At 71.8% G+C, this 25300-nt stretch carries 21 protein-coding genes; 8 read left to right on the forward strand and 13 right to left on the reverse strand.

The window, feature by feature from the left end:
- The first annotated feature begins 40 nt into the window (after positions 1-40).
- Positions 41-1003 (forward strand): DMT family transporter, encoded by a 963-nt coding sequence (locus BLV39_RS40200; protein ID WP_239083659.1) that lies wholly within the window; start codon positions 41-43, stop codon positions 1001-1003.
- A 231-nt stretch (positions 1004-1234) separates the two neighbouring features.
- Here the strand turns inward: BLV39_RS40200 and folE are convergent, their stop codons facing one another.
- The 4 genes from folE to BLV39_RS44945 all read right to left on the reverse strand — a co-directional run bounded on the left by folE (position 1235) and on the right by BLV39_RS44945 (position 4994).
- Positions 1235-1897: a GTP cyclohydrolase I FolE gene (gene folE / locus BLV39_RS40205; protein ID WP_090804409.1), complete on the reverse strand. Its 663-nt coding sequence runs from the start codon at positions 1895-1897 to the stop codon at positions 1235-1237.
- On the reverse strand, positions 1894-3921 hold the full coding sequence (gene ftsH, locus BLV39_RS40210) for an ATP-dependent zinc metalloprotease FtsH (RefSeq protein ID WP_090804414.1): 2028 nt from the start codon (positions 3919-3921) through the stop codon (positions 1894-1896). Before ftsH ends, folE begins: the two co-directional genes overlap by 4 nt.
- Positions 3922-4182: 261 nt before the next feature.
- Positions 4183-4764, reverse strand: coding sequence for a hypoxanthine phosphoribosyltransferase (gene hpt / locus BLV39_RS40215; RefSeq protein WP_090804417.1), 582 nt, complete (start codon positions 4762-4764; stop codon positions 4183-4185).
- 95 nt (positions 4765-4859) lie between these two features.
- Positions 4860-4994, reverse strand: coding sequence for a hypothetical protein (locus BLV39_RS44945; RefSeq protein ID WP_275414260.1), 135 nt, complete (start codon positions 4992-4994; stop codon positions 4860-4862).
- A 157-nt stretch (positions 4995-5151) separates the two neighbouring features.
- Between BLV39_RS44945 and BLV39_RS40220 the strand changes: the two genes are divergently transcribed.
- Positions 5152-6099 (forward strand): GlxA family transcriptional regulator, encoded by a 948-nt coding sequence (locus tag BLV39_RS40220; protein WP_090804419.1) that lies wholly within the window; start codon positions 5152-5154, stop codon positions 6097-6099.
- On the opposite strand, the gene tilS is transcribed toward BLV39_RS40220, so the two are convergent.
- The 3 genes from tilS to dacB all read right to left on the reverse strand — a co-directional run bounded on the left by tilS (position 6100) and on the right by dacB (position 9673).
- Positions 6100-7086, reverse strand: a complete 987-nt coding sequence (gene tilS, locus BLV39_RS40225) for a tRNA lysidine(34) synthetase TilS (protein ID WP_090804421.1) — start codon at positions 7084-7086, stop codon at positions 6100-6102.
- Between the two features lie 9 nt (positions 7087-7095).
- Positions 7096-8175, reverse strand: coding sequence for a zinc-dependent metalloprotease (locus BLV39_RS40230; RefSeq protein ID WP_090804423.1), 1080 nt, complete (start codon positions 8173-8175; stop codon positions 7096-7098).
- A gap of 67 nt (positions 8176-8242) precedes the next feature.
- A complete protein-coding gene (dacB, locus tag BLV39_RS40235; RefSeq protein WP_090804425.1) occupies positions 8243-9673 on the reverse strand; it encodes a D-alanyl-D-alanine carboxypeptidase/D-alanyl-D-alanine endopeptidase in 1431 nt (476 codons plus the stop codon).
- A 491-nt stretch (positions 9674-10164) separates the two neighbouring features.
- On the opposite strand from dacB, the gene BLV39_RS40240 reads away from it, so the two are divergent.
- Positions 10165-10665 carry an inorganic diphosphatase gene (locus tag BLV39_RS40240; protein ID WP_090804698.1) on the forward strand — a complete coding sequence of 167 codons (501 nt, stop codon included), beginning with the start codon at positions 10165-10167 and terminating at the stop codon, positions 10663-10665.
- On the opposite strand, the gene eccD is transcribed toward BLV39_RS40240, so the two are convergent.
- Positions 10662-12032, reverse strand: coding sequence for a type VII secretion integral membrane protein EccD (gene eccD, locus BLV39_RS40245; RefSeq protein WP_090804427.1), 1371 nt, complete (start codon positions 12030-12032; stop codon positions 10662-10664). The genes BLV39_RS40240 and eccD overlap by 4 nt on opposite strands.
- Before the next feature lie 149 nt (positions 12033-12181).
- On the opposite strand from eccD, the gene eccCa reads away from it, so the two are divergent.
- Both eccCa and mycP read left to right on the forward strand, forming a co-directional pair.
- Positions 12182-15904, forward strand: coding sequence for a type VII secretion protein EccCa (gene eccCa / locus BLV39_RS40250; protein WP_090804429.1), 3723 nt, complete (start codon positions 12182-12184; stop codon positions 15902-15904).
- 243 nt (positions 15905-16147) lie between these two features.
- Complete coding sequence (gene mycP, locus BLV39_RS40255; protein WP_090804431.1) at positions 16148-17470, forward strand: type VII secretion-associated serine protease mycosin; 1323 nt, start codon at positions 16148-16150, stop codon at positions 17468-17470.
- Positions 17471-18075: 605 nt separating this feature from the next.
- On the opposite strand, the gene BLV39_RS40260 is transcribed toward mycP, so the two are convergent.
- From BLV39_RS40260 to BLV39_RS40280, 5 genes are all read right to left on the reverse strand, one after another.
- A complete protein-coding gene (locus BLV39_RS40260) occupies positions 18076-19254 on the reverse strand; it encodes a MarP family serine protease (protein ID WP_090804433.1) in 1179 nt (392 codons plus the stop codon).
- Between the two features lie 377 nt (positions 19255-19631).
- Positions 19632-20306, reverse strand: a complete 675-nt coding sequence (locus BLV39_RS40265; RefSeq protein ID WP_090804700.1) for an NUDIX hydrolase — start codon at positions 20304-20306, stop codon at positions 19632-19634.
- A gap of 103 nt (positions 20307-20409) precedes the next feature.
- Complete coding sequence (locus BLV39_RS40270) at positions 20410-21048, reverse strand: TlpA family protein disulfide reductase (RefSeq protein WP_090804435.1); 639 nt, start codon at positions 21046-21048, stop codon at positions 20410-20412.
- Positions 21045-21770 carry an endonuclease III gene (gene nth, locus BLV39_RS40275; RefSeq protein ID WP_090804437.1) on the reverse strand — a complete coding sequence of 242 codons (726 nt, stop codon included), beginning with the start codon at positions 21768-21770 and terminating at the stop codon, positions 21045-21047. The genes BLV39_RS40270 and nth overlap by 4 nt, the downstream gene beginning before the upstream one ends.
- A gap of 141 nt (positions 21771-21911) precedes the next feature.
- The gene (locus tag BLV39_RS40280) at positions 21912-22589 is read right to left on the reverse strand and encodes a Crp/Fnr family transcriptional regulator (protein ID WP_089254691.1); all 678 of its coding nucleotides are present in this window, start codon (positions 22587-22589) and stop codon (positions 21912-21914) included.
- 146 nt (positions 22590-22735) lie between these two features.
- Here BLV39_RS40280 and BLV39_RS40285 point away from each other — a divergent pair, with 146 nt between their 5' ends.
- From BLV39_RS40285 to BLV39_RS40295, 3 genes are all read left to right on the forward strand, one after another.
- Positions 22736-23389: an adenosylcobinamide amidohydrolase gene (locus tag BLV39_RS40285; protein WP_090804439.1), complete on the forward strand. Its 654-nt coding sequence runs from the start codon at positions 22736-22738 to the stop codon at positions 23387-23389.
- Positions 23390-23444: 55 nt separating this feature from the next.
- The gene (locus tag BLV39_RS40290) at positions 23445-24623 is read left to right on the forward strand and encodes a CapA family protein (RefSeq protein WP_090804440.1); all 1179 of its coding nucleotides are present in this window, start codon (positions 23445-23447) and stop codon (positions 24621-24623) included.
- Positions 24624-24707: 84 nt separating this feature from the next.
- The gene (locus BLV39_RS40295) at positions 24708-25298 is read left to right on the forward strand and encodes a TetR/AcrR family transcriptional regulator (protein WP_090804441.1); all 591 of its coding nucleotides are present in this window, start codon (positions 24708-24710) and stop codon (positions 25296-25298) included.
- Positions 25299-25300 lie beyond the last annotated feature (2 nt).

A 25300-nucleotide genomic window follows, 5' to 3' on the forward strand; every position in this document is an offset into this window, starting at 1 on the left:
CTTCAGTGGCGCCCGGGCGGCGATGACACGGAGAACTGAGTTGCACTCGAAAACAACCCTGCCCGTTGGGCGGGGAATCCTTTACATCCTCGTAGCGGCGGTGGCCTGGGGCACGGCCGGCGCCGGCGCGGCGATCCTCTACAACACCAGCGGACTGGGCCCGATCGCGGTCTCGTTCTGGCGCTTTGCCTTCGGCGTTCTGCTACTCGGCGCGGTCCAACTACTGGCACGCCGCCGCCGGCCGGCCACCCGGCAACCGCTGCGCCACGTGGTGATCACCGGGTTGGGCCTGGTCGTCTTCCAGACGGCGTACTTCGCCGCGGTCCAATACGCCGGCCTCGCCATCGCGACCGTGGTGACGTTGGGCTCCGGCCCGATCCTGATCGCCGTCGGCGCCCGCCTCACGAGCGACGACGAACGCCTGGGCCGGGGCGGCGCCCTGACCGTAGGGCTCGCGCTGCTCGGCCTGCTCCTGCTCGTCGGCGGCGGAGGTGCCACCGGCGGTTCGGCGCCGACGTTGGGCCTGGCCTGCGCCGCCGTGTCCGCCACGGGCTATGCGGCCGTCACCCTGCTCAACCGCAGGTCCGGCCCGACCGCCGACCCGCTGTCCACGACCCTGGGCGGCTTCACGGTCGGCCTGATCTGCCTGTTCCCGGCGGCCCTGTTCGAAGGCCTGCTGCCCACCACCGGTGACGCCGGCCAGACGGTGGCCCTGCTCGCCTACCTGGGCGCGGCACCCTCCGCCCTGGCCTACGCCCTGTTCTTCGCGGGGCTGGCAGTAGTGCGCGCGACCACCGCCTCGGTGCTCGCCCTAGCCGAGCCCCTGGCCGCAGCCGTCATCGCAGTGCTCTGGCTCGACGAACGCCTCACGGTGTCAGCAACGGCCGGCTCGATCCTGCTGGGCGTGGCCGTGGTCGCACTGACCCTGACCGAACGCCGGGCTGCGCGCACGGCTACCGAACCCACCCCCACGCCAACCCTCAGCACGACCAGCTCAAGGTAATCGAGGCGCCGGCGGATACGGACGGGGGCAATCCACGTCCGCCGGCACCACCCCGGCCTCAAGACGCTCACACGGCCGGGCCCAGCTGACGGCGTGCGCTCCGACCTTGGTGCCGGGTCATTGTGATCACCACAGCTCGCCGGTGAAGAAAACCCCTGCGGACCTGGCAGCGAAGCGAAGCGAGCGGTCCCCGGCGGGAGCAACGGTCGTGCCCACCACGGACCCGGGAAATCACCCGATGATCAGGGCCATCGCTTCGGATCGGCTCTTGGCGTCGCTCTGGAAGATGCCGCGGACCGCGGACGTCACCGTCTTGGCGCCGTCCTTCTGGATGCCGCGCATCGCCATGCAGAGGTGTTCGCATTCCAGCACCGCGATCACTCCGCGGGGCTCGAGCTTTTGCATCAGCAGGTCGGCTATCTGGGTCGTGAGCCGCTCCTGGACCTGCGGGCGGCGGGCGTAGATCTCGACGATGCGGGCCAGCTTGGACAGGCCGGTTATCCGGCCGCTCGGGCCCGGGATGTAGCCGATGTGCGCCACGCCCTTGAACGGGAGCAGGTGGTGTTCGCAGACGCTCATGACCTCGATGTCGCGGACCAGCACCAGTTCCTGGTGCGCCGCGTCGAAGGTCGTGTTGAGCACCTGGGCCGGGTCGACCCGGAGGCCCGCGAAGAGTTCCGCGTAGGCGCGGGCGACTCGCAGCGGGGTCTTGGTCAGGCCGTCGCGGTCCGGGTCTTCGCCGATCGCGATCAGGATCTCGCGGACGGCCTTCTCGATCCGGCCCAGGTCGACGGCCTCTTCAACCGGGCGGCCCGCGAGCTTGCCGTCCACGAGCCGGGCGGCGAGGTAATCGAGCTCTACCTCGCCGTCCGCCTCGTAGTCGATGTTGCTCAGTGTGCGCCGTCCGAGTTGTTGTTGGGCGAGCTGCCGCCCACTCGGGCCTCGGCTCCGTCGGCCTCGGCCTGGACCTTGAGCGCGTCGCGCTCGGCCGGGGTGAGGACCGGCGGCTCGGTCGACGGGCGACGCTTGCCGAAGCCGTTGAAGGGTGCCATCGGCGGCCGCTTGACGACTCGCGCGGCGATCCGCGCCATGTCGGCGGTCGAGATGGTCTCCTTCTCGATCAGCTCCAGCACGAGGCTGTCGAGGACGTCCCGGTATTCCACCAGGATCTCCCAGGCCTCGTCGTGCGCGAGCTCGATCAGCGAGCGGACCTCGCCGTCGATCTCGGCCGCGACCACGTCCGAGTAGTCGCGCTCGTGGCCCATCGTGCGTCCCAGGAACGGCTCGTCGCCGCTGGTGCCGTACTTGACCGCGCCGAGCTTCGACGACATGCCGTATTGGGTGACCATCGCCCGGGCCAGCGACGTGGCCTTCTTGATGTCGTCGCCCGCGCCGGTGGTCGGCTCGTGGAAGACCAGTTCCTCGGCCGCCCGACCGCCCAGCGCGTACGCCAGCGTGTCGATCATTTCGGCCCGGGTCTGGGTGTACTTGTCTTCCGTCGGCAGCACCAGGGTGTGACCCAGCGAACGCGAGCGCGGCAGGATCGTCACCTTGTGCACCGGCGCCGAGTGCGGCAGCGCCCAGGCGACCAGCGCGTGGCCGCCCTCGTGATAAGCGGTGATCTTCTTTTCGTGGTCGCTCATCACGCGGGTCTTGCGCTGCGGGCCGGCGACCACGCGGTCGATCGACTCTTCGAGGTTGTCGTTGGTGATCGCCCGGCCGTCGACGCGGGCGGTCAGCAGCGCGGACTCGTTGATCACGTTGGCCAGGTCGGCACCGCTGAAGCCGGGGGTACGCCGGGCGACCGCGTCGAGGTCGACGTCGGGCGCGAACGGCTTGCCCTTGGCGTGCACCCGCAGGATCGCCTTGCGGCCGTCCATGTCGGGGGTGTCGACGGCGATCTGCCGGTCGAAGCGGCCGGGACGCAGCAGCGCCGGGTCGAGGATGTCGGGCCGGTTCGTGGCCGCGATCAGGATGACCCCGCCCTTGGTGTCGAAGCCGTCCATCTCGACGAGGAGCTGGTTGAGCGTCTGCTCGCGCTCGTCGTGACCGCCGCCCATGCCGGCGCCGCGGTGGCGGCCGACGGCGTCGATCTCGTCGACGAACACGATCGCCGGAGCGTTGGCCTTGGCCTGCTCGAAAAGGTCGCGGACCCGGCTCGCGCCGACACCGACGAACATCTCGACGAAGTCCGAACCGGAGATCGAGTAGAACGGCACGCCGGCCTCACCGGCGACCGCTCGGGCGAGCAGCGTCTTACCGGTGCCCGGCTGGCCGAAGAGCAGCACGCCCTTCGGGATCTTGGCGCCGAGCGCCTGGTACTTCGCCGGGTTCTGCAGGAAGTCCTTGATCTCGCGAAGCTCTTCGACCGCCTCGTCGGCGCCCGCGACGTCCGCGAACGTCGTCTTCGGCGTGTCCTTGGTGATCATCTTCGCCTTGGACTTGCCGAAGTTGAGGACGCGGGAGCCGCCGCCCTGCATCTGCGACATGAAGAACAGCAGCAGCACGACGAGCAGGACGATCGGGAGCAGGTTGACGAGCAGGCTCAGCAGAACGTTGTCGCCGGAGACCTGGGTGTCGATGTCACCGCTGATCCGGTCGGCGGTCTTGGCGTTCTGGACGTCGTTCCAGATCTCGTCGCCGACCTCGGCCGGGAACTGCGCCTCGATGCGGTTGGTATTGGTGTCGCCGAACTTCTGCGGTTGGGCGAGCGTCATCTGGAGGGTCTGTTCCTTGTCCTGGAACGTAACCTCTTGGATGCTGTTGGCGGGTCCGCTGTTGAGCTGCTGCAGCGCGACGCTGGTATCCACGCGGTGGAAGCTGGGTCCACCCGTGAACAGCGAGCTGAGCGCGATTGCGCCGGCGATCACAAGGATGATCCAGACCACCGGTCGGCGGAAGAAACGCGTACGTTCCATACTGTTGTCGAGCGGCGAGCCGCCCGCATCCTCCTGATCGACGTTATGACCGTGCCGGACTGGTGCTCCGGGGTGTCGGCCCGCCGCGGCTCCCCTGCCCAGGACAAGTCCTGTTCAGGACGGCCACGACCCGCGCCGCCGGGTGCGCCACGGTCATTCGAAGGTACACCCCGAGCGCGAGGCGCAAACCACTGAGCCCCGCGCTAGTCCATACGGTAGCCGGGGATGCTGTAAGTCCGCTGTACGAAGTTGAGGAGATCCTCAAACTCGGGCGTATACCTCAGGCTTGAGGACGCCGACGTAGGGCAGCTCACGGTAGCGCTCGTTGAAGTCGAGCCCGTATCCGACCACGAACTCGCTCGGGATGTCGAACCCCACGTACTTCACCGGCACGTGCACCTTGATCGCGTCCGGCTTGCGGAAGAGGGCGACCACCTCGACGCTCGCGGCAGCCCGGGACTCCAGGTATTTGAGCAGCCAGGAGAGCGTCAGCCCGGAGTCGACGATGTCCTCGACCACGATCACGTGGCGGCCGGCGATGTCCCGGTCGAGATCCTTGAGGATCCGGACGACCCCGGACGAGGTCGTGCCCTGCCCGTACGAGGAGACGGCCATGAACTCGAGCTCCACCGGCGGGCCGTGGCGGCCTAGCTCCCGGGCGAAGTCGGCCACGAACATCACGGCGCCCTTGAGTACGCAGACGAGCATCAGCCCGTCCGTGACGTTCGCGTAGTCGCTGGCCACCTGCTTGGCGAGGGCTCCGGTCTTCTCCCGGATCTCCTCTTCGGTGATGATCACGTGATCGATGTCGGCGTCGTACCAGGTGCCGGAGCCGTCGGTCATGCCCCTAGCCTGCCCCACGCGGGTTACGCCCCGATGGCCGACCCACCAGGAAGAAAGGTGGCCACCCAGCGCTACCGGGCGGCCACCTACCAAGATCAGTAAGTCTGTGGGTCTCGGAAACCACCGCGTGATGGCTTCCAGTCGGCCGAGTCGTGGGTGTCGGCGGTGAGGCCGGCGGCGGACGCAACCGCGAGGAGGAGCAGAAACGCGACGAAAAGGACGAGTTCCATGGCGGTATCCCTCTGTTTGGTAGTGCTCTTTGGGTGAGGACCGCCGGTGCGCACCGGGCTTGACATAGATAAGTCTGCGCCGGCACCGGACATACAGACAGTGGCAGAGATGCCATAGTCCCTCGAATTTCTGCCACCCTTCCGCTAGCCTGTGAGCATGCTTCGCAACGTCGCAGTGGTGGTCATGGACGGCGTCGCCGCCTTCGAGCTCGGCGTGCTGTGTGAGGTCTTCGGCACCGATCGCACGGCCGACGGCTTCCCCGGCTACCGGTTCCACGTGTGCTCGCCGGACGGTGGCCCGGTGCAGGCCCAGAACGGCTTCACCCTGCTCCCGGCCGCCGACCTGAGCCCGCTGGAAGACGCCGACCTGGTCGCCGTGCCGGCGCACAAGGACGGCGCGTCCGTGCCACCGGCGGTCCTGGCCGCGCTGCGCAGGGCCGACGCCCGGGGCGCCCAACTGTTCAGCGTCTGCTCGGGCGCGTTCGTCCTGGGCGAGGCCGGCCTGCTCGACGACCGCGAGTGCACCACCCACTGGCGCTACGCCGACGCGCTACAGGACCGCTTCCCGCGCGCCAAGGTCGCCTGCAACAACCTCTACGTCCACGACGGGAACCTGCTGACCAGCGCCGGCACGGCGGCCGGCATCGACGCCTGCCTGCACCTGGTGCGCCAGCAGCACGGCTCGGAGATCGCCACGAAGCTGGCCCGCCGGATGGTCGTCCCGCCGCACCGCGACGGCGGTCAGGCGCAGTACATCGAGGCCCCGATCGCGCGTACGCCCGAGGCACCCACCCTCGAACCGCTGCTCACCTGGCTGATCACCAACCTCGACCGGCCGATCACCGTCGACGACCTGGCCGCCCGCGCCCACATGGCACCGCGCACGTTCGCCCGCCGGTTCCGCGCGGAGACCGGCACGACGCCGCACGACTGGGTGACCGGCCAGCGCGTCCTGCTCGCCCGGCGTCTGCTGGAGGAGACAGAGCTCGCGGTCGAGACGGTCGCGGGCAAGAGCGGCTTCGGCGACGCGGCGACGTTGCGGCACCACTTCAGCCGGCGGGTCGGCGCGACGCCGCACGCGTACCGGTCGACGTTCCGCAAGTAGTCAGTCCGTGACGACTCGCAGCACGCCGGCGATCCGGGCCGCCCGGATCCCGCCGGGCAGGTGGACGGCGCCCTGGCCGTGCCAGCCGGTGACCAGCGCCTCGAGCGCGGTGACGTGCCGGTGCGACAACGCGGCCGGCGAGCAGCCCAGCGACAGCGCCCACGAATGCAGGGCCCGCGCGCGCAACGCCGGCAGCAGCGCTTCGAGCATCGCGACCGACAGTCCTTCGTCGATCAGGGACCGCTCCAGCTCCTCGGCGGCGAGCACGTCGAGCGCCTCGGCGTCCTGGGCCAGCAGCCGCGCGGTGCGAGCCAGGTTGGACACCACGCCGGGGCCGAGCGCGTCGACCAGCGCCGGCAGGGCAGAACTGCGGACCCGGGACCGGGCGTACGACGGGTCGAGGTTGTGCGGGTCCTCCCACGGCTCGAGCCCCATCGCGGCGCACGCCTTGCGGGTCTCGTCGCGGGACATGTCGAGCAGCGGCCGCAGCAGCGCCACGCCCTCGACGTCGCGCCGGTCCGGCATCGCCGCCATGCCTCGCGGGCCGGCGCCGCGGGCCAGCGCGAGCAGCACCGTCTCGGCCTGGTCGTCGCGGGTGTGGCCGAGCAGCACCGAGTTGGCGTCGTGGGCGCGGGCGGTGTCGAGCAGCGCGTCGTAGCGGGCCTCGCGCGCGGCCGCCTCGGGGCCGCCGGGCCGGCCGGACACGTCGACGGACACCACTATGGACGGGCTCAGGTCGACGGACTCACCCCAGGCGGCGACCGCGCTCGCCCGGCGGTCGGAGCCGTCCTGGAGGCCGTGGTCTATGGTGATCAATCCCGCGCGCAGGCCCATCCGGGGAGCCACGAACGCCGTCGCGGCGGCCAGCGCCAGCGAGTCGGCACCGCCGGAGCAGGCGACCAGCACCAGCGCGTCCTTGCGTATCCCGTGCAGCATGCGGCGGACCGCGACGCGAGTCGCGGCGACCGGTGGCGCGGGACCGACCACGGTGGCTGGTCAGTCCTGCGACAGCAGCGGCCCGGAGCCGCCGCCAGGGCCATGGACCCGAGCCACCCAGGCGTCCGGGTCGCCGAGTTCCTCCAGGCGGGGCAGCGTCAACGGCGAGCTGAAGATCTTGTTGAAGCCGGCCATGCCGACCCGCTCCACGACACCGTGGACGAACTTGCGCCCCTCGGCGTACTGCCGCATCTTCACGTCGATGCCGAGCAGCTTGCGCATCGCCTTCTCCAGCGGGTTGCCCGCCTCCCGGCGCCGGTTGAACCGGGCCCGGATCTGCTCGACGGTGGGTATGACCTCGGGGCCGACGCCGTCCATCACGAACTCGGCGTGCCCCTCCAGCAGCGTCATCAGGGCGGTCAGCCGGTCGAGGACGGCGCGCTGGCCGGGCGTCTGCACCAGGTCGAGGACGCTGGCGCGGCTGTCCGGCTCGCGTATCGCGTCGGAGAGGGTGGCCACGGCGCGCCGGAGCCGGTCGGTGAAGTGCTCGTTGCCGGCCTGCGAGGCGTCGACGAAGGACTGCACCTCGCTGAGGAAGTAGGCGCGCATCCAGGGCACCGAGGTGAACTGGGTGCGGTGGGTGACCTCGTGCAGGCAGACCCAGAGGCGGAAGTCGCGGGTGTCGGCACCGAGCTTGCGCTCGACCTCGACGATGTTCGGGGCAACGAGCAGCAATTGCCCTGGATCGGCAGAAAACACCTCATACTGCCCAAGGACCCTGCCGGAGAGGTATGCCAGCACGCTGCCGGCCTGGACACCGGTCAGCCGGGAGCCGATCGCGTCGGTGAACGCGCCAGGCTCCTTGTCACCGGAGAGCCGAGTGATCAACGGGCTGATCACCTCGCGCAGCCCGGCGACGTTGACGGCGGCCCAGTCGCGGCGGTCGACGACGCGTACCGGTGGATGTGCGACCTGCGACTGCAGGCCCGTGTAGTCACTGACGTGACCAGCCGCCTCTTCGGTCAGGCGGCGCAGGTCGGCCACCACCTCGGTGGCTTCCTCGTAGGAGGCCCGCGGGCCCGACTTACCGAGCGCGCCCGCTGTCGCGGCGGCCAGATCCCAGTCCACGAACTGCGCCATCACCCCACGGTACCCGTGCGGGACACCCCCGGCGCGGCATCCGCTAGCCGAAGCTAGCGGGGTTCGGTCAGCGGCAGCCGCAGCGGGCCAGGGTCGCGGCGATCCGGTCCAGGGCGCTGCGGGTGGTGTCGCTGCTGGCCGTCACACCGTCGGTGAGGATGGAGAACGCGAGCAGCCGGCCATCGACCGTGGTGACGACGCCGGCCATCGCGTGGTTGCCGGTCAGCGTGCCGGTCTTGGCCCGGACCACGCCGGCGGCGGCCTTGCGGTCGGTCGCCTCGCCGAAGCGCTCGTCGAGCGTGCCAGTCCACTGCGCCACCGGCAGACCGGCGAACATCTCGGTCAACTCGGGGCGCCTGCCGGACGCGGCGAGCGCGAGCAGTGCGGTCTGCAGGTCGGGGGTCAACCGGTCGGTGCGGGACAGGCCGCTGCCGTCCGCGAGGACCAACCCGTCGGCCGGCAGCCCGAGCTCACCGACGACCTCGGTCATCGCCGCGCGGGCACCGGCGTACGAGGCCGGCTTGCCCTTGGCCAGCGCCACCTGGCGGGCCATCGCCTCGGCCACCACGTTGTCGCTGTCGACGAGCATGTACTCGACGAGCCGGACCATCGGCGGCGACTCCACCCGGGCCAACTCCGTGCCCGGGTCGATGCTGCCGGCCGGGCTGGTCGGTGCCGCGCTCGGCCCCTGCGGCACCGAGCCCTTGGGGGCCGGGGCGGGGTTGCCTCCGACGCCGAGGGCCTTGGCGAACGCTTTCGCGGCGGCCTCGTCGGGCTTGCTGAACCGCTCGGAGTATCCGTTGTCGAGCTGCTTGGGTGTCGTCCGCGCGCCGTCGACGGTGAGCGCGGTGGACGGCCCGCCGAAGCCGCCGGTCGGGATGTCGGAGTCCCAGCCCGGCTCGTAGACCGGCCCGGAGAAGAGGGAGCTGTCGTAGTAGACCTTGGTCGGGGCTGTGCCGCCGAGCGCCTTCTTGGTGGCGGCGGCCAGCTTGTCGAGCCGGGCCGCGCCTGGGTAGAAGGTCTTGCTGTTGACGCCGAGCGTCGGGTCGCCGCCACCGACCAGGATCACCTCACCCGGGTCGGGTCCCGCGACCACCCGGGTCGGGATCCGGTGGGCCGGGCCGCGGGTCGCCAGCACGGCGGCCGCGGTGACCAGCTTCATCGTCGAGGCCGGCACGGTCGGCACGTCGCCCTTGTTGGCGTAGAGCACGTTGCCGGTGACCACGTCGCGGACCACCACGCTGGCGCGGCCGCCGAGGTCGTTGTCGGTGACCAGCTTGCCGATGGCGGTGGTCAGGCCGGCCTCGTTGGGCACGGGCGCGGTGCCGTCGAGTGAGCCGAGCACGGGGCCGGGCGGCGCGTCGGGCGGGTCGACGACCGGCGTGGGCCGGGACCCGGCGTCGTCGCCGAGCCAGGCCGCGACCGGGCCCGGGCGGAGCACGACCAGGCCGGCGGCGAAGACGACCAGGACGAGCACGCCGGTCAACGCGACCAGCATCGCGGCCCGGGGGCGGCGGCGGGGTGCCGGTGCCGGTGCCGGCGGCTGCGGCGCGACGGGCGGCGGCTGGTTCGGATGGCGGCCGACCGGTCCTAACGGGATCGGCGGGCCGCTGGGTCCGGGCGAGATCGGTGGGCCGATCGGACCCGGAGAGATCGGTGGTTGGTGGGTTGGGGCCGGTGGGACGGGTGGGCCCGCGGGCACGGCGGCGCGGGCGCGAGTCGGTCCCGCGGGCGGGAACGGGCCGGGCGGCGGCGCGGGCTGTCCGGGGCCGGAACCGTGTAGGTTGGCATCCGTCGGCGGGGGCGACTTTCGCACGGAATCGGACGTCGGTGGCGTGGCTCCGGGCACCTGTGCCCGACCGCGCGCGGGGCGCGGTTGTGAGTCTTCCCCCACCCGCCCCTCCTCCCGTTCGAAGCCCGGCCTAGGCGACACTACTGGCGTCCGTGCGTATGCAGGGCGCCAACGCGGTCAGCAAGGAGAGCATGAAAATGGATTTCGACGTCACCGTTGAGATTCCCAAGGGGAATCGCAACAAGTATGAGGTCGACCATAAGACCGGCCGCATCCGCCTCGACCGCACGCTCTTCACCTCGACGCAGTATCCGGCGGACTACGGCTTCATCGAGGAGACCCTCGGCGAGGACGGCGACCCGCTGGACGCGCTGGTGCTGGTGACCGAACCGACCTTTCCCGGCTGCCTGATCCGCTGCCGCGCCATTGGCATGTTCCGCATGACGGATGAAAAGGGCGGCGACGACAAGGTCCTTTGCGTGCCGTTCGAGGACCCCCGCCAGGAGCACCTGCGGGACATTCATCACGTGGGCGAGTTCGACCGCCTGGAGATCCAGCACTTCTTCGAGGTCTACAAAGACCTCGAGCCCGGCAAGTCGGTCGAGGGCGCGACCTGGGTCGGGCGCACCGAGGCCGAGGCCGAGATCCTGGCCTCCTACCGCCGCGCGGAAGAGGCCAAGGCCGCCGGCACGTACTAGTCGACGAGTGTCTGGGCCTGTGCGAACAGGCCCAGCACGGCGCAGGCCACCGGGATGACCGCGACCAGCAGGCCGGTGTCCAGCAGGTCCGCGGTGCGGCCCAGGTAGGGCCCCGCCGGGCGGCGGGCGTAGCCCACCCCGGCCGCGGTCAACAGCACCGCGACGGCCAGGCCGAGTGCGCCGGCGAGGACCGTGGTCAGTTGGTCGGGACGGCCGGCGACGGCGAGCGCCGCGGCGGCCAGCGCGACGGTGCCCGCCGCCAGCAGCGGCACCCGCTGGCGGACCGTGCGGAAGACCCTGGCCCGGAGCAGCAGCGCGACGCCGCAGACGGCCGTGAGCGTCCGACCCCAACCTCCACCGGTGGCGGCCAGGAGCACGGCCGCGACCGACGCCAGCACGGCGTGGCCGATCAGCAGTCCGCCGAGAATCTCCTCCGCGCGGGTGACGGCGGTGCGGACCCGCTCCCCCTCCTGGTCGGTGTCCGTGGCGGTCACCGGCGGAATCGGCAACCGGGCCGTCCGGATCGCCAGCAGGGGCAGCAAGCCGACTCCGCAGACCAGCACGGCGAGCAGGATCGCGGCGGCGCCCCGCGCGGTCAGCGCGAAGCCGATCCCGGCGGTCGCGGCGCCGAGCAGGCCGGTCAGCACCGCGGCCGAGAAGATCCGGCGGCCGGCGCCCACCCCGATGATGCCGAGCACGCCGTGCAGGGCCAGCGCCGCCGAGCCGAGCAGCAGCTCCGGCGCTCCGATCCAGGTCAGGCCCGGCACCGGGCCTACGGCGTCGCCGCCGGCCAGCAGCAGGGCACCGGCGGCGAAGGCGTACGGCAGCGAGTAGGCGCCCAGGGCGATGCCGGCGGGACGGTGGCCGTATGCGCGGGCCGCGAGGATGCCCGCGACCGTGAGGCTGGCGGCCACGCCGAGGGTGGTCAGCATCGCGGCGATCGAGTCGGGGCCGGCGCGGAGCAGGACGACCAGCGCGGCTCCGAGCGCCACCCCGGCCGCGGCCAGCGCCGCCACCACGGTGTGCTGGCCGGACCAGGCCGTGCCGTGGCTGCGGGCTCCGTCGGCGATCGCCTCGACGACATCGTCGAACTCGAGCTCCGGCCACTCCTGGTGGGCGGGGACGAGGTGCAGCAGCTCGCCGTCGCGTACCCCCTGGGCCGCCAGGCTCGCACCGCTCTCGAGCGCCGTGCCGTCCGTGCGGCGCAGGACCCAGCCGCCGTGCGCCTCGCCGTCGTCGGCGAGCGCGGCACCCGCGTGCCGCACGATCTCGGACAGCAGATCGGCCAGGGGTACGTCCTGCGGTAGCGCGATGTCGACGCGGCGGTGCGGTGCGTTGACGGTGACCAGGGCGAGTCCGGTGTGCATCGATCATCCTCCATCACGGGGGGAGCCGGGACGAGGGCACGCTATCGGTCTCGCGGGTTATCCACATGACCCCTTTTCGGCCATCCACACCCGCCGCGATTCCCTACCATGAGCGACGCCCACGTAGCTCAGCGAGACGGGAGGGCTCGATGTCGACGGTGTCCGTGCGCCGGCCGCCGCGCCGGCCCGCGCCCTCGATCCCCGGCGGCGAGCTGCGGGTCGAGGCCCCGCCGGAGCTGCCCCGGGCGACCGGCGGGCGCTGGCAGCAACTGATGCTGCTGTTGCCCATGCTCGGCGGCGGCGTCGCGATGGCGATGATGATGGGCCGGGGCGGCGGCGCGTTCTCCTATGTGGTCGGCGGCATGTTCGGCATCTCGTCGCTGGCGATGCTGGCCACGTCGTGGGGCTACGGCGGCCCGCGCAAGGCCGAGCTCGTCGCGGCCCGCCGCGACTACCTCCGCCACCTGTCGTTGCTGCGCGGGCAGGCCCGGGCCACCGTCGCGCGGCAGCGCACCGGCCTGTTCTATCGGCATCCCGACCCTTCGCGGCTGTGGTCCACGGTCGACAGCCATCGGTTGTGGGAGCGGCGCCCGGCCGACAGCGACTTCGCCGTGGTCCGGGTCGGCATCGGGCCCCAGTCGCTGGCCACCGCACTCGTCCCACCGGTGAGCCGGCCGCCCGACGACCTAGAGCCGATGACCGCCGGCGCGTTGCGGCGCTTCCTGGACGCGTACTCCGTGGTGCCTGACCTGCCCGTGGCGCTGTCGATGCGGGGCTTCGCCCGCGTGCACGTGCGGGGCTCGCCGGCCCTGGTCCGGGCTCTGCTGGCCCAGTTGGTGACGTTCCACGCGCCCGACGACCTCGTCGTGGCGGTCGCCGCCGGCCCCGGCCGCCGCGCTGACTGGGAGTGGGTCAAGTGGCTGCCGCACGCCCGGCATCCCGCCCGGTCGGACGCGCTGGGCCCGGTGCGGCTGGTCGCCGACACGGTGGCCGGGCTGGAGCGCCTGCTCGACGGGATCTCCGCGCACCTGGTCGTGGTGGTCGACGGCGCCGGGCCGGCCCGGTTCTCCGGCACCGACGGGCTGACCGTCGTCGAGGTCGACGGCACACCGCCGCGGCTGGTGGACCCGTCGACCGTGGTGCTGACCCGTCGGCCCGACGGCACGCTGGAGACGACCACGACCGACGGCGTGGCCGTGGTGGGTGTCGCCGATGGGCTCGACGTGGCCTCCGCGTCGGCGTTGGCTCGACGACTCGCGCCGCTGCGGCTGGCCGGCCCGGCCGGCGGCTCCCCGTTGCCGGCGGCGGACGTTGGCCTGCTCGGGGTGGCCGAGCCCGACGCGTGGACGGTCGCCGAGGGGTGGGCGCCGCGGCCGCCGCGCGACCAGCTCCGGGTGCCGATCGGGGCGGCCGGGGACGGGAGCCCGGTCGAGCTCGACCTCAAGGAGTCGGCACTCGACGGCATGGGGCCGCACGGCCTGCTGATCGGCGCCACGGGATCCGGCAAGTCGGAGCTGCTCAGGACGTTGGTGCTCGGGCTGGCGGCGACGCACTCGTCCGAGGACCTCAACGTCGTCCTCGTCGACTTCAAGGGCGGCGCGACGTTCGCGAGCCTCGACCGGCTGCCGCACACCGCCGCGCTGATCACCAACCTGGCCGACGAGTTGCACCTGGTCGACCGGATGGTCGACGCGGTCAACGGCGAGCTGATCCGCCGGCAGGAGCTGCTGCGCCGGGCCGGCAACTACGCGAGCCGGCGCGACTACGAGCAGGCCCGGGCGGCCGGCGCACCGCTGGCGCCACTGCCGTCACTGTTGGTCGTCTGCGACGAGTTCTCCGAGCTGCTGTCCGCCAAGCCCGACTTCATCGACCTGTTCGTGCAGATCGGGCGGCTGGGTCGGTCGCTCGGCGTGCACCTGCTGCTGGCCTCCCAACGCCTCGAAGAGGGCCGGCTGCGTGGCCTGGACACCCATTTGTCGTACCGGATCGGGTTGCGCACGTTCTCGCCGTTCGAGTCGCGGGCCGTGCTCGGTGTCCCGGACGCCTACGAGCTGCCCAGGGCGCCCGGCCACGCCTATCTCAAGGCCGGGACCGATCCGCTGCGCCGGTTCCGGGTCGCCTACGTGTCGGGTCCGGTTCGGCCTGCCCCCGCACCCAGCACCGGTCCGCTGGTCCTCCCTTTCACGACCTCGCCGCTTTTGTCATCCCCCGCCGTGCCGGCGCCCGGCGGCCCCAGCCTGCTCGACGCGCTGGTCGACCGGATCGCCGGGCAGGGTCCGCCGGCCCACCGGGTGTGGCTGCCTCCGCTGGCCTCGCCGGCGACGTTTGACGAGGTGCTCGGGCCGCCCGTGGTGGTGCCGGGCCGCGGCCTGACGTTCGCCAACCCCGAGCTGCACGGCGCGCTCCAGGTCCCGGTCGCGGTGGTCGACCGCCCGCTCGACCAGCGCCGCGACCTGCTCTGGTTCGCCCTCGACGGCGCGGCCGGGCACGTCGCGGTCGTCGGCGCGCCGCGCAGCGGCAAGTCCACCGCGTTGCGCACGCTGGTCTGCGGTCTGGCGCTGGCGCACACCCCGGCCGAGGCGCGCTTCTACTGCCTCGACTTCGGCGGGGGCACCCTGGCCACGCTGCGGGACCTGCCGCACGTCGGCGGGGTGGCCGGCCGGCTCGACCCGGCCGCGGTCCGCCGCACGGTCGGCGAGCTGGGCACCCTGCTCGCGTCACGTGAGGGCTGTGCTTCGAGCGGCGAGCCGCACGTCTTCCTGGTGGTCGACGGCTGGTCGACGCTGCGCTCCGAGTTCGACGACCTCGAGCCGGTGGTCACCGACCTGGCCGGGCGCGGCCTGGCGTACGGCATCCACGTCCTGGCCTCGGCCAACCGCTGGCTCGACCTCCGCCCGGCCACCCGCGACCTGTTCGCCGCCCGCCTGGAGCTACGCCTCGGCGACCCCAGCGACTCGGTCATCTCCCGCCAGGCCGCCGCCGGGGTGCCCGCCGACTCCCCCGGCCGCGGCATCACCAGCGAGGGGCTCCACCTGCTGACCCTCAGTCCGGCGCTGACCGGCGACGTCCCGCTGGCCAAGGCCGTGGCGGCCGCGTGGGCCGGGCCGCCCGCCCCGCCGGTCCGGCTGCTGCCGCCCGCGGTCCCGTACGCCGATCTCGACCAGACGGCGACCACCGGCCTGACCCTGCCGATCGGCATCGCCGAGGCCGACCTGGGCCCGGTGGCGGTCGACTTCGCGGCCGACCCACACTTCGTGCTTTTCGGCGACCAGGAATGCGGCAAGACGTCGTTCCTGCGTGCTCTGGCCGCCACTGTCACGCACCGCTTCACGCCTTCGCAGGCGCGCCTGATCGTCGTCGACTATCGCCGCAGCCTGCTGGGAGCGGTCGAGACCGACCATCTGATTGGGTACGGCACCGCCGCAGGCGACACTTCGGAGCTGATCGAGTCGGTGGCCGGCTACATGCGGCGCCGGCTGCCGCCGCCCGATGTCACGCCCGCGCAGTTGCACGCTCGGAGCTGGTGGACCGGCCCCGAGCTGTTCGTGCTGGTCGACGACTACGACCTGGTCGCGGCCGCGCCCGCCAACCCGCTGCTCGCCCTGGTGGAGTTCCTGCCGCAGGCCCGCGACATCGGGCTGCACCTGGTGCTGACCCGACGCACCGGCGGCGCGGCCCGGGCGCTCTACGACCCGATCGTCCAGCGGCTCCGCGAGCTCGCCACGGCGGGCCTGGTGATGTCCGGCGACGCCGACGAGGGCCCGTTGGTCGGCTCGGTCCGGCCCGGCCCGCTGCCCGCCGGCCGCGGCCGCCTGGTCACCCGCAAGACCGGCACCCGGCTCGTCCAACTCGCCCATCTGCCCGCACCCTGACCCGGTCGAGCCCACCGAAAGAGCAGCGATCGATGGATCACGCTACGCACACGTCCGAGGTCAACAGGCCTGCACCTCGGACAATGGCGAACTGGTCGCACATTGTGTGTCCCGAACAGGTAGGACCTCGGGGTAACCTCCCAGCACAGGAACTTCCCGGGGTGAAAAGGCCGTGAGGTGACGAGGCTGACGCACCAACGCCGAAGCGCCGTCCCACGGCTAGGTGGGGCGGCTCTGGTCGCTATGGCCGCGACCCTGGCGCTGACGACCGCACCGCTGCCGATCCCATCTGGCCAGTTCGGGCCGGTCAGCCACGGGCAGGCCGCTGCCCGCACGCCGATGCTGCCGATCCCGGCCGACTCGGTCCGCGACGAGCAGTGGCAGCTCGGTGAGCTGCGGGCCAAGAACGCCTGGCGCTACTCGACCGGCAGCGGCGTGATCGTCGCGGTGATCGACTCGGGCGTCGACGCCAGCCACGAAGACCTCGCCGGCCAGGTCCTGCCGGGCAAAGACCTGGTCAAAGAGGGCGGCGGCGACGGGCACACCGACCCGGTCGGCCACGGCACCACGGTCGCCGGCCTGATCGCCGGCCGCTCGGACGACGACGACGGCGTCATGGGCCTGGCCCCCAACGCCAAGATCCTCCCGATCCGCGTCCTCGACGCCGACAACCGCTACAGCGACGCGATGATCGTGGCCCGCGCGGTCCGCCTGGCCGTCGACAGCGGCGCCAAGGTGATCAACCTGTCGCTAGGCGGCTCCGGCACCAGCCCGGCGCTCGCGGCGGCCCTCGACTACGCCTTCGCCCGCGACGTGGTCGTCGTCGCCTGCACCGGCAACGTGCTGCCGGAGGCGACCACCAACGTCTGGTACCCGGCCCGCGAGCCCGGCGTGATCGCCGTCGCCGGTCTGGAGAAGGAAACCGACGTCCTCTGGACGGGTTCGATCACCGGCAACGCGACCGTGCTGACCGCCCCCGCCACCGACCTGGTCGGTGCCAAGACCGGCGGCTTCTGGCGGGTCCGCGGCACCAGCTTCGCCGCACCCCTGGTGTCGGCCTCCGCCGCCCTGGTCCGCTCCCGCTGGCCCACAATGCGGGCCGGCGACGTAGTCAACCGCCTGATCAACACGGCCGACGACCTAGGCGCCCCCGGCCGCGACAACACCTACGGCTTCGGCCGGGTCGACCCACTGGCCGCCCTGACCACCCAACTACCGGGCGTCGTGCGCAACCCCCTCGACGACGACAAGTCCCCGGGCGTGGCCGGCTTCGGCCGGGCACCAGGCCAGGGCACCGACGCGGTCACCGGCAGCGGCGCCCACGAGACCGGCACGACCGAGGGCGCATCGGGGGCGTCGGGCTCCGCCGCCCAACGCTCCGCGACCCCGACGGACCCGGCCCGCCCGATCGGCTGGCGGATAGCCGCGGCGGTCTCCCTGCTGGTCCTGGCCGCCGGCGTCGTCTTCGTCATCCTGTTCTCCCGGCATCCGGCGATGGGTCTGTTGGCGGGGCGCTCGAATCGGTGGGCACGCTCCCGCACCCGCGAGCCGAAACACGGCCGCTGAACCCTCCCGCCGCCGCGGCTCTAGGGCCGGGAACTGAGTCTGAGACCACCCCGGTTGGCGATCAGGTCGTTCGGCACGCGCGCCGAGCATTCAGCGCGGCGGCGCAGAACCCCGGCCGCTTAGCTCCGCCGGGCCAGATCGTCACAGAACAGCTCCCTGGAGGCCTCAAGGCCGGGAACCGCCTCTGAGCCACGCCTGAGACCACCCCCGGTTGGCGGCCGGCTCGTTGGGCACGCGTCGAACGCGGCGTGCCGACCCCGAGCGCTTAGCCCCCGGCCAGGTCGTCACAACAGCTCCCTAGAGGCCTCAACGCCGGGAACCGCCTCTCGGCCACACCTGAGACCACCCCCGGTTGGCGGCCGGCTCGTTGGGCACGCGCCCGAACACCCCGCCCGATCCCTGGATCCACTCCACCAGCCGCCGGCGCGGCTTGGTTGCCGCAGGCCATCTAGCCGCCGGGCGAGTTGGTTGCCGCGGACCATCCAGCAGCTGGAGATTCTGGACGCCGATCAATCCGGGAAGGTGACGGCGCGTCCACTAGTTCCGGGTGGCACCCGGGCGGCCTGAGATCCACAACCCGCTCGACCGGCCCGCGACCGTTGCGGTTAGACGCACTCGCCGGTGGCGGTGGCCTTCGTGCGTTGGATGCCGGCCGTGGCTACCTTGGAGGCTTCGTCGGCGGTCACCGCGAACCCGGTGTTCCGGTCGTCCGCCGCGGCGGCGAAGATCACGCCCAGCACGGTGCCGTCCGGGGTGACCAGGGGGCCGCCCGAGTTGCCGCTGCGTACCAGCGCTCGGATTGTGTAGATCTCTCGGGTCACCTCGCCCGACTCGTAGATGTCCGGCCCGGTGATGTCGCCGACGTCGCGGATGCGGGCCGACTGGGCGTTGTAGGGACCGTCCAGCGGGTAGCCCAGCACGATCGCGTCGGCTTCGGCGCGAGCCAGGTTTCGGGCGAACGGCATCACCGGGGCTTCGAGGTCGGGCACGTAGATCACGGCCAGGTCCCGGTTGGGGTCGTAGACGACCACCCGGCCGCTCTCCCGATCGCCGTTGACCTCGATCGACACCCGGTCGGTGCCGGCCACCACGTGGGCGTTGGTCATCACGCGCTGCGGGGCGTACACGAAGCCGGAGCCCTCGATGCGCCGACCGCAACTCTGAGCGGACCCGAGCACCTTGACCACGGATCGCTTCGAGTTGATGACGACCTGGGAGTTGGCGAGCGCCGGGTCGGGCGCCGCGACCTCGCGGGCGCGGGTCGCGGTCAGCCCACCGAACACGTCCGGGAACCCCCGGGTGTCGACGGTGTCTCGCAGCGACTCGGAGAGGGCCTGCGCCTGCTCCGGCAACACCTTGTCGACACCGTCGAGCAGCGCGCTGTTGCGTACGGAGCTCGCCAGCCAGGGCACCGACGAGGACCCGAGCGGCACGGCCACCAACCAGGCGACGATCAGCACGGCCAGCGTCGAGACCACCGCGCCGCCGGCGTCGTCGACCCGGCGGCCGACATGGCTCGTGATCGCATGCCGAAGGCGGGCGCCGACCCAGCCGGTGAGCGCCTGGCCAAGCACGGCGAGCCCGAAAATGGCGACCAAAGAAATGACGACGCGAATCGCGCCGTCAGCAAAGCGTTGGGCCACCAGCGGCCCGACCTGGAGCCCGATCAGGGCACCGCCGAAGAACCCGCAGAAGGACAAGGCCCCGATCACGAAACCCTGCCGGTAGCCGCTGATGGCGAAGACAACCATCAGCAGAACCAGGACAAGGTCGACGGCGGACACCCTGACAGGGTACGGGCGTCCGGCCACCCATGCCCCCGCCCTGCGCGACTCGGCGACCCCGTCAGTGGTTGCGACACCGTCGAATAGGGACACTCAACCATCAGACGGATAAGTCGGACCCATGGCTGCTTGGCCGGATCATCCGATGGCCCGACCGCAAGGCGGCGGGAAGGGCAGAGCGGGTGGGGTAGGCGATCCGCAAAATGCGGCTCGACGGCTGGGCCGGCCATCGGACCGCCGCCAGCCCGAGCGAACGCGGCCAGCCCGAGCGAACGCGGCCAGCCCGAGCGAACGCGGCCAGCCCGAGCGAACGCGGCCAGCCCGAGCGAACGCGGCCAGCCCGAGCGAACGCCGCCTAGGTGACCAGAACGACGGCGCTAGGGCTGCTCGTCGGCGTCCGCGGTCGCGGCCGGGGGTGGGGTGGTGGGTGGCAGGTCGGCGATTCGGTCCTGCGGCCATGGGCGCGTCCAGCCCGCCATGTCCAGCAGCGTCGACAGCACGCCCGCGGTGAAGCCCCACACCAGCATTCCGCGTACCTCGAAGGCCGGACCTATCCAGCCGCTCGGGTGGCGCAGCCGTAGGCGGTTTGCCGGGTCGGTCAGTTCGGCTACCGGCAGCCGGGCGACGTGGGCCACCTCGCCCGGGTCGCGTGGGGCTACCGGGTGTGGGCGGTGCCACCACGCCAGCACCGGGGTGACCAGGAAGTCGCTTGCCGGGATCCACAGCGTCGGCAGCTCGGCCAGGAGCGTGACGCTGCTCGGGTCCAGGCCGACCTCCTCGTCGGCCTCGCGCAAAGCGGTGGCCGCCGGGTCGGCGTCGCCGGGGTCGGCTACGCCGCCCGGGAAGGCGGGCTGGCCGGCGTGGTTGCGCAGCGTTGCCGCTCGTTGCAGCACCAGGATGTCGGGACCGCCGCCGTCGGGTTCCTCGCCCAGGAGAACCAGCACGGCGCTGTCGCGGCCGCCCTCGTCCGGGGTTGGCAGGCGGGTGAAGTCTTCCGCCCGGGATCGGTGGAGGCGGGTCAGCAGCGGCGCGAACCAGTCCGGCAGCGCCAGCTCGCCGGCCGAGGGCCGGCGTCGGGCACCTACCCCGTCGGGTAGGGCGTCTGGGAACAGCCTTGGGCCGCCGGTCGGCGCGCCTCCGTTGTCCCAGATTCCGTCAGCCAACCGGGACCGCCACCCCGAGCTTTTGCTGCACCAGGTCGGTCAAAGCCGCTTCGTCCAGCGCAGTGCCGTTGTAGAGGTGGACCACCTTGCCCGCCTTGTCGACGAACAGGGTGACCGGGATGCCGGCCTGCTTGAGGGCGATGCGGACCTGCTCGCCCTGGTCGTAGACGCTCGGGTAGCTCAGCCCGAACTCGCTGACCATGTCTTCGCCGTTGGAGCGGATGTCGCGGGTGTCGACGCCGAGGAAGTGGACCAGGCCCGTCGTGCGTTTCGCGACGGCGTCGACCGCCGGTAGCTCGGCGCGGCAGGGCTCGCACCACGAACCCCACAGGTTGACCACGGCCGGGCCGCGGACGTCGGCCAGCCGAAGGTTGCCACCGCCGAAGCACGGCAGCGACGCGGTCGGGAGTTTGACCGAGGTGGGCGCGCCCGAGCGAGCGTCGGTGGACTCCCGCGGTGGTGCGGTCAACGACTGGCAGTCAGCGAACGACAGCTTGGGTGGCGCCGCCGAGCCGACCGGCGCGGCATCGGAGCCCGACGAGGACGACGAGCGGTTGGAACACGAGCGCACGCCGATGCCCGCGAGCAGGCCGAGGACCAGCAGGACGACGAGCGGTAGGTAGCGCTTCACGGGACGTCCGCCGCGAACGCCTGCTGCGGGACGACCGACGGGTCGATGCCGACGGCCTCTGCCAGCTCCGCTGCCCGCGGGCCCTTGAGCAGCTTGGCCGCCTCGACGGGATCGGTCGGGCCGGTGCCGTAGGACGGGCAGAGCTTGGCCAGGGTGCATGCACCGCAGGCCGGCTTGCGGGCGTGGCAGACCCGCCGGCCGTGGAAGATCACGCGGTGGGAGAGCATCGTCCAGTCGCGCTTCGGGAACATGGCGCCGATGGCGAACTCGATCTTGACCGGGTCGGTCTCGGTGGTCCAGCGCCACCGGCCGACCAGCCGCTGGAAATGCGTGTCGACGGTGATGCCCGGAACGTCGAACGCGTTGCCCAGGATCACGTTGGCCGTCTTGCGCCCGATGCCCGGCAGGCTCACCAGGTCGGTCAGCTTGGCCGGCACCTGGCCGTCGAACCGCTCGACGAGCTGCTGGCCGAGCTTCATCACCGAGTCGGTCTTGTTGCGGAAGAAGCCGGTCGGCTTGAGTGTGACCTCGAGCTCGGCCCGGTCGGCAGCGGCGTAGTCGGCCGCCGTCGGATATTGCGCGAACACCTTCGGCGTGACTTCGTTGACCTTCTTGTCAGTGGCCTGCGCCGACAGGATCGTCGCCACCGCGAGCTCCAGCGGGTTGCGGAAATCCAGCTCGCAGTGCGCGTCCGGATGCGTCTCCGCCAGGATGCGCCCCATCCGGCGAGCCCGCCGCGTGCGCCCGAGCTCGGTCTCCGCGTCGAAGGCGGCTGTCCTAGTCACGTGCAAAAGACTATTCCGCGCGTACGACAACCCGTCGCCGCCATCCGCCCGATCCGGAAACCGGGCGGACCACCGCCGTCAGACGCGAGCGCGCCGGGCCAGCCGCTCAGGGTCGAGGATGATGATCGACTTGCCGTCGAGCCGCAGCCACCCTCGGCTGGCGAAGTCCGCCAGTGCCTTGTTGACCGTCTCGCGCGAGGCGCCGACCAACTGGGCGATCTCTTCCTGCGTCAGGTCGTGGGTGACCCGCAGGACGCCGCCGTCGCGGGTGCCGAACCGACCGGCCATCTGGAGCAGGTTCTTCGCCACGCGCCCGGGGACGTCGGTGAAGATCAGGTCGGCCAGAGCGTCGTTGGTACGCCGCAGGCGGCGGGCCAGCACGCGCAGGAGTTGCTCGGCGATCTCCGGGCGGTTGTTGAGCCACGGGCGCAGCGCCTGCTTGCGGAGGCGGGCCAGGCGGGTGTCGGTGACCGCCGTGGCGGTCGCCGTGCGCGGGCCTGGGTCGAAGAGCGACAGCTCGCCCACCATGTCGGACGGGCCCATCACCGCGATCAGGTTCTGCCGGCCATCGGCGGCCCGGCGCCCAACCTTGATCTTGCCACTGAGCACGATGTAAAGGCTGTCGCCTGGTTCGCCCTCGTTGAAGACAATCTCGCCCTTACGGGCCTCGATGGTCTCCATGTCCTTGGCGAGCGCCTCGGCCGCCTCCGGGTCTACACCCTGGAAGATGCCGCTACGGGCCAGAACCTCATCCATCGCGCACCTCAGTTCAACGAATGGCGCGGAAACCGCGCGCAGTCAGTCTAGGCGTACGCATCGCCCGACCGGCCCGGCAACCCCCGGATAGTGATCAGTCCATGCGCTGGACCGACCCCGGTTGCCACCTGCCTTATCGTCGTCGCGTGCCGTTCAAGCCCATTCTTACCGCGCGGCTAGAGAACGGCGAAAGCATCCCCCTGCTGTTCTGGCGCTTACCCACCCCCATGCGAGCGGTCAGTTCGGCCCCGCTGGGCGGCGGAATCGGCCTGCGCGGGTGGGTCCTCAACGCGACGGTTCCCATGTCGTACGCCCGGGAAGACCCGCAGCAGCACCTGGTCGCGCTGGCCGGCGACCTCGACCTCGACGGGCCTGGTGTCGGGTTGTTGACCGGCGTCGACGTGACGCAACGGGTTGCCGCGGTCGACGGGGAAGCTGAGGTCTGGGCGACCGTGGGCCTCGGGGCACCGATCATGGCCGCCGCCGAGCGCGACCTGCCCCGGCAGCACAAGCCGGGAACGATCAACATCGTCGCCTTCGTCCCGGTACGGCTGAGCGACGCGGCCCTGGTCAACGCTGTAGCGACGATCACAGAAGCCAAGGCCCAGGCGCTGTGGGAACTGGGTCTGTCGGCGACGGGCACCGCCACCGACGCGGTCACCGTGCTGTGCCCGCCGGACGGGCCTGCGGAGCCGTACGGTGGGCCGCTTTCGCTCTGGGGTGCCCGCCTTGCCAGGGCCGCGCACCGGGCCGTCCGGGAGGGCGGCAGTCGGCCCAAGATCCCCTGGTCGGAGCGGTAGCCCATCGTACTGACGGAGGTGCCCACGGGTGGCTCCGGAACGATATGGTGCCCGCGTGTCTCACCCCGACTCACCCGATCGGCGTAGCCTGCGCCCGGCCATCGTGGCCGGTGTCGCCGTGGCCGCGCTCCTCGGTGTTGGTTTCGCGGCGGTCGCCGCGGTGGCCAAGGGCCGTGGCAACCCGGCCGCGGTCTGGCTCGCGCCGACCGGCCCGCCGGCGACGGGCGGCGGCACGACCACCGAAGGGGACGCACCCGAGGAAAAGAAGTCGATCTCCCTCTCGGCGACCGGCGACATCGTCATGGGCAACGCACCGAACCGGCTGCCGTCCAACGGCGGCAAGGGCTTCTTCGACGGTGTGAAGAAAGACCTGGTCGCCGACCTGGTGATGGGCAACCTCGAAGAGCCGCTCACCGAGGACACCGGGCGCTCGAAGTGCGGGGCAGAGTCGACCGGCTGCCATCAGTTCCGGGCGCCGCCGGGCTATGCCAAGCACCTCAAGGACGCGGGCTTCGAGCTGCTCAACCAGGCCAACAACCACGGCAACGACTTCGGGCCGGCCGGCTACGAGAACACCCAGGAAGCGCTGGAGGCGCAGGGGCTCAAGCACACCGGCGCCGTCGACCAGATCACGGTCGCCGAGGTGAAGGGCGTCAAGGTCGCGGTCGTCGGCTTCTCGTCGTACCCGTGGAACAACAGCCTCGTCAACATCGCCAAGGGCAAGGCGCTGATCGCGAAGGCGGCCAAGGCGGCCGACATCGTGGTGGTGCAGGTGCACATGGGCGCCGAGGGCTCCGGCCAGACCCGCGTGAAGCCCGGCACCGAGATGTTCCTCGGCGAGAACCGCGGCGACCCGGTCAAGTTCTCCCGCGCCATGATCGACGCGGGCGCCGACCTGATCGTCGGTCATGGCCCGCACGTGCTGCGCGCGATGGAGTTCTACAAGGGTCGACTGATCGCCTACAGCCTGGGCAACTTCGCCGGTGGCGGCGGCACGCTCAACAACAGCGGCCCGCTCGGCCTCGGCGCGGTGCTCAAGGTCGAGCTCAACCCGGACGGCTCGTGGGTCGACGGCAAGGTGGTCTCGACGCGGATGAACGGCGCGGGCAAGCCCGTCACCGACTCCGACGACGACAGCCTGACGATGATCACCGAGCTGACGGAAAAGGACTTCCCGAGGAGCGGCGCCGAGTTCGACGACGAGACCGGCAAGATCAACCCGCCCGACGCATAACAGACGCAGCACCACGAGCAAGACAAACGGCAACCAGAAACAATCAGGCTTGACTGTTTGTTTCGGCCCCGCCATGCTCAGGAAATGCGGACCCCGCAACAGGAGCGCAGCCGGGCGACCCAGGCCCGCCTCCTCGACGCGGCCGTCGACAGCCTGGTCGACCTGGGCTGGGCGGGCACCACGACGACCGTGATCGCCGAGCGGGCCGGCGTCTCCCGCGGCGCCCAACTGCACCACTACCCCACCAAGGCCACCCTGGTGATGGCCGCCGTCGAGCACCTCGCCGACCGCCGCGCCGCCGAGATCCGCGCCGAGGCGGCCAGCCTGCCGGCGGGCACGCAACGGGTCGACCGGGTGATCGACATGCTCGCCGCCGTGTTCACCGGCCCGCTCTACGCCGCCGCGCTGGAGGTCTGGGTCGCCGCCCGCACCGACCCGGAGTTGCGCACGGCGCTCGTGCCGGTCGAGGCCCGGGTCGGCCGCGAGCTGCACCGGCTCACCGTCGAGCTGCTCGGCGCCGACGAGCGCCGCGCCGGCGTCCGCGAGTCCGTGCAGGCCACCCTCGACCTGATGCGCGGCCTGGGCGTGGCCAACCTGCTCTCCGACGACACCGCCCGCCGGGCCGCCCTGCTCCGCGAGTGGAAGCGCCACCTCGCCGCCGTGATCCGCGACTGAAG

The organism is Asanoa ishikariensis (genome assembly GCF_900107455.1).
In the GTDB taxonomy this organism is placed as follows: Bacteria; Actinomycetota; Actinomycetes; order Mycobacteriales; family Micromonosporaceae; genus Asanoa; species Asanoa ishikariensis.

Excerpts from the sequence above, each read along its gene's own strand:
- hpt (WP_090804417.1), bottom strand. The coding sequence starts at position 4,764 with ATGACCGACGGCTCCGGCACCTGGTACGACGCCGACATCGATCACGTG.
- eccD (WP_090804427.1), bottom strand. The coding sequence starts at position 12,032 with ATGCACACCGGACTCGCCCTGGTCACCGTCAACGCACCGCACCGCCGC.
- dacB (WP_090804425.1), bottom strand. The coding sequence starts at position 9,673 with ATGCTGGTCGCGTTGACCGGCGTGCTCGTCCTGGTCGTCTTCGCCGCC.
- BLV39_RS40220 (WP_090804419.1), top strand. The coding sequence starts at position 5,152 with ATGCTTCGCAACGTCGCAGTGGTGGTCATGGACGGCGTCGCCGCCTTC.
- mycP (WP_090804431.1), top strand. The coding sequence starts at position 16,148 with ATGGCCGCGACCCTGGCGCTGACGACCGCACCGCTGCCGATCCCATCT.
- BLV39_RS40240 (WP_090804698.1), top strand. The coding sequence starts at position 10,165 with ATGGATTTCGACGTCACCGTTGAGATTCCCAAGGGGAATCGCAACAAG.
- nth (WP_090804437.1), bottom strand. The coding sequence starts at position 21,770 with ATGGGGCGCATCCTGGCGGAGACGCATCCGGACGCGCACTGCGAGCTG.
- BLV39_RS40230 (WP_090804423.1), bottom strand. The coding sequence starts at position 8,175 with ATGGCGCAGTTCGTGGACTGGGATCTGGCCGCCGCGACAGCGGGCGCG.
- ftsH (WP_090804414.1), bottom strand. The coding sequence starts at position 3,921 with ATGGAACGTACGCGTTTCTTCCGCCGACCGGTGGTCTGGATCATCCTT.
- BLV39_RS44945 (WP_275414260.1), bottom strand. The coding sequence starts at position 4,994 with ATGGAACTCGTCCTTTTCGTCGCGTTTCTGCTCCTCCTCGCGGTTGCG.
- eccCa (WP_090804429.1), top strand. The coding sequence starts at position 12,182 with ATGTCGACGGTGTCCGTGCGCCGGCCGCCGCGCCGGCCCGCGCCCTCG.
- BLV39_RS40280 (WP_089254691.1), bottom strand. The coding sequence starts at position 22,589 with ATGGATGAGGTTCTGGCCCGTAGCGGCATCTTCCAGGGTGTAGACCCG.
- BLV39_RS40295 (WP_090804441.1), top strand. The coding sequence starts at position 24,708 with ATGCGGACCCCGCAACAGGAGCGCAGCCGGGCGACCCAGGCCCGCCTC.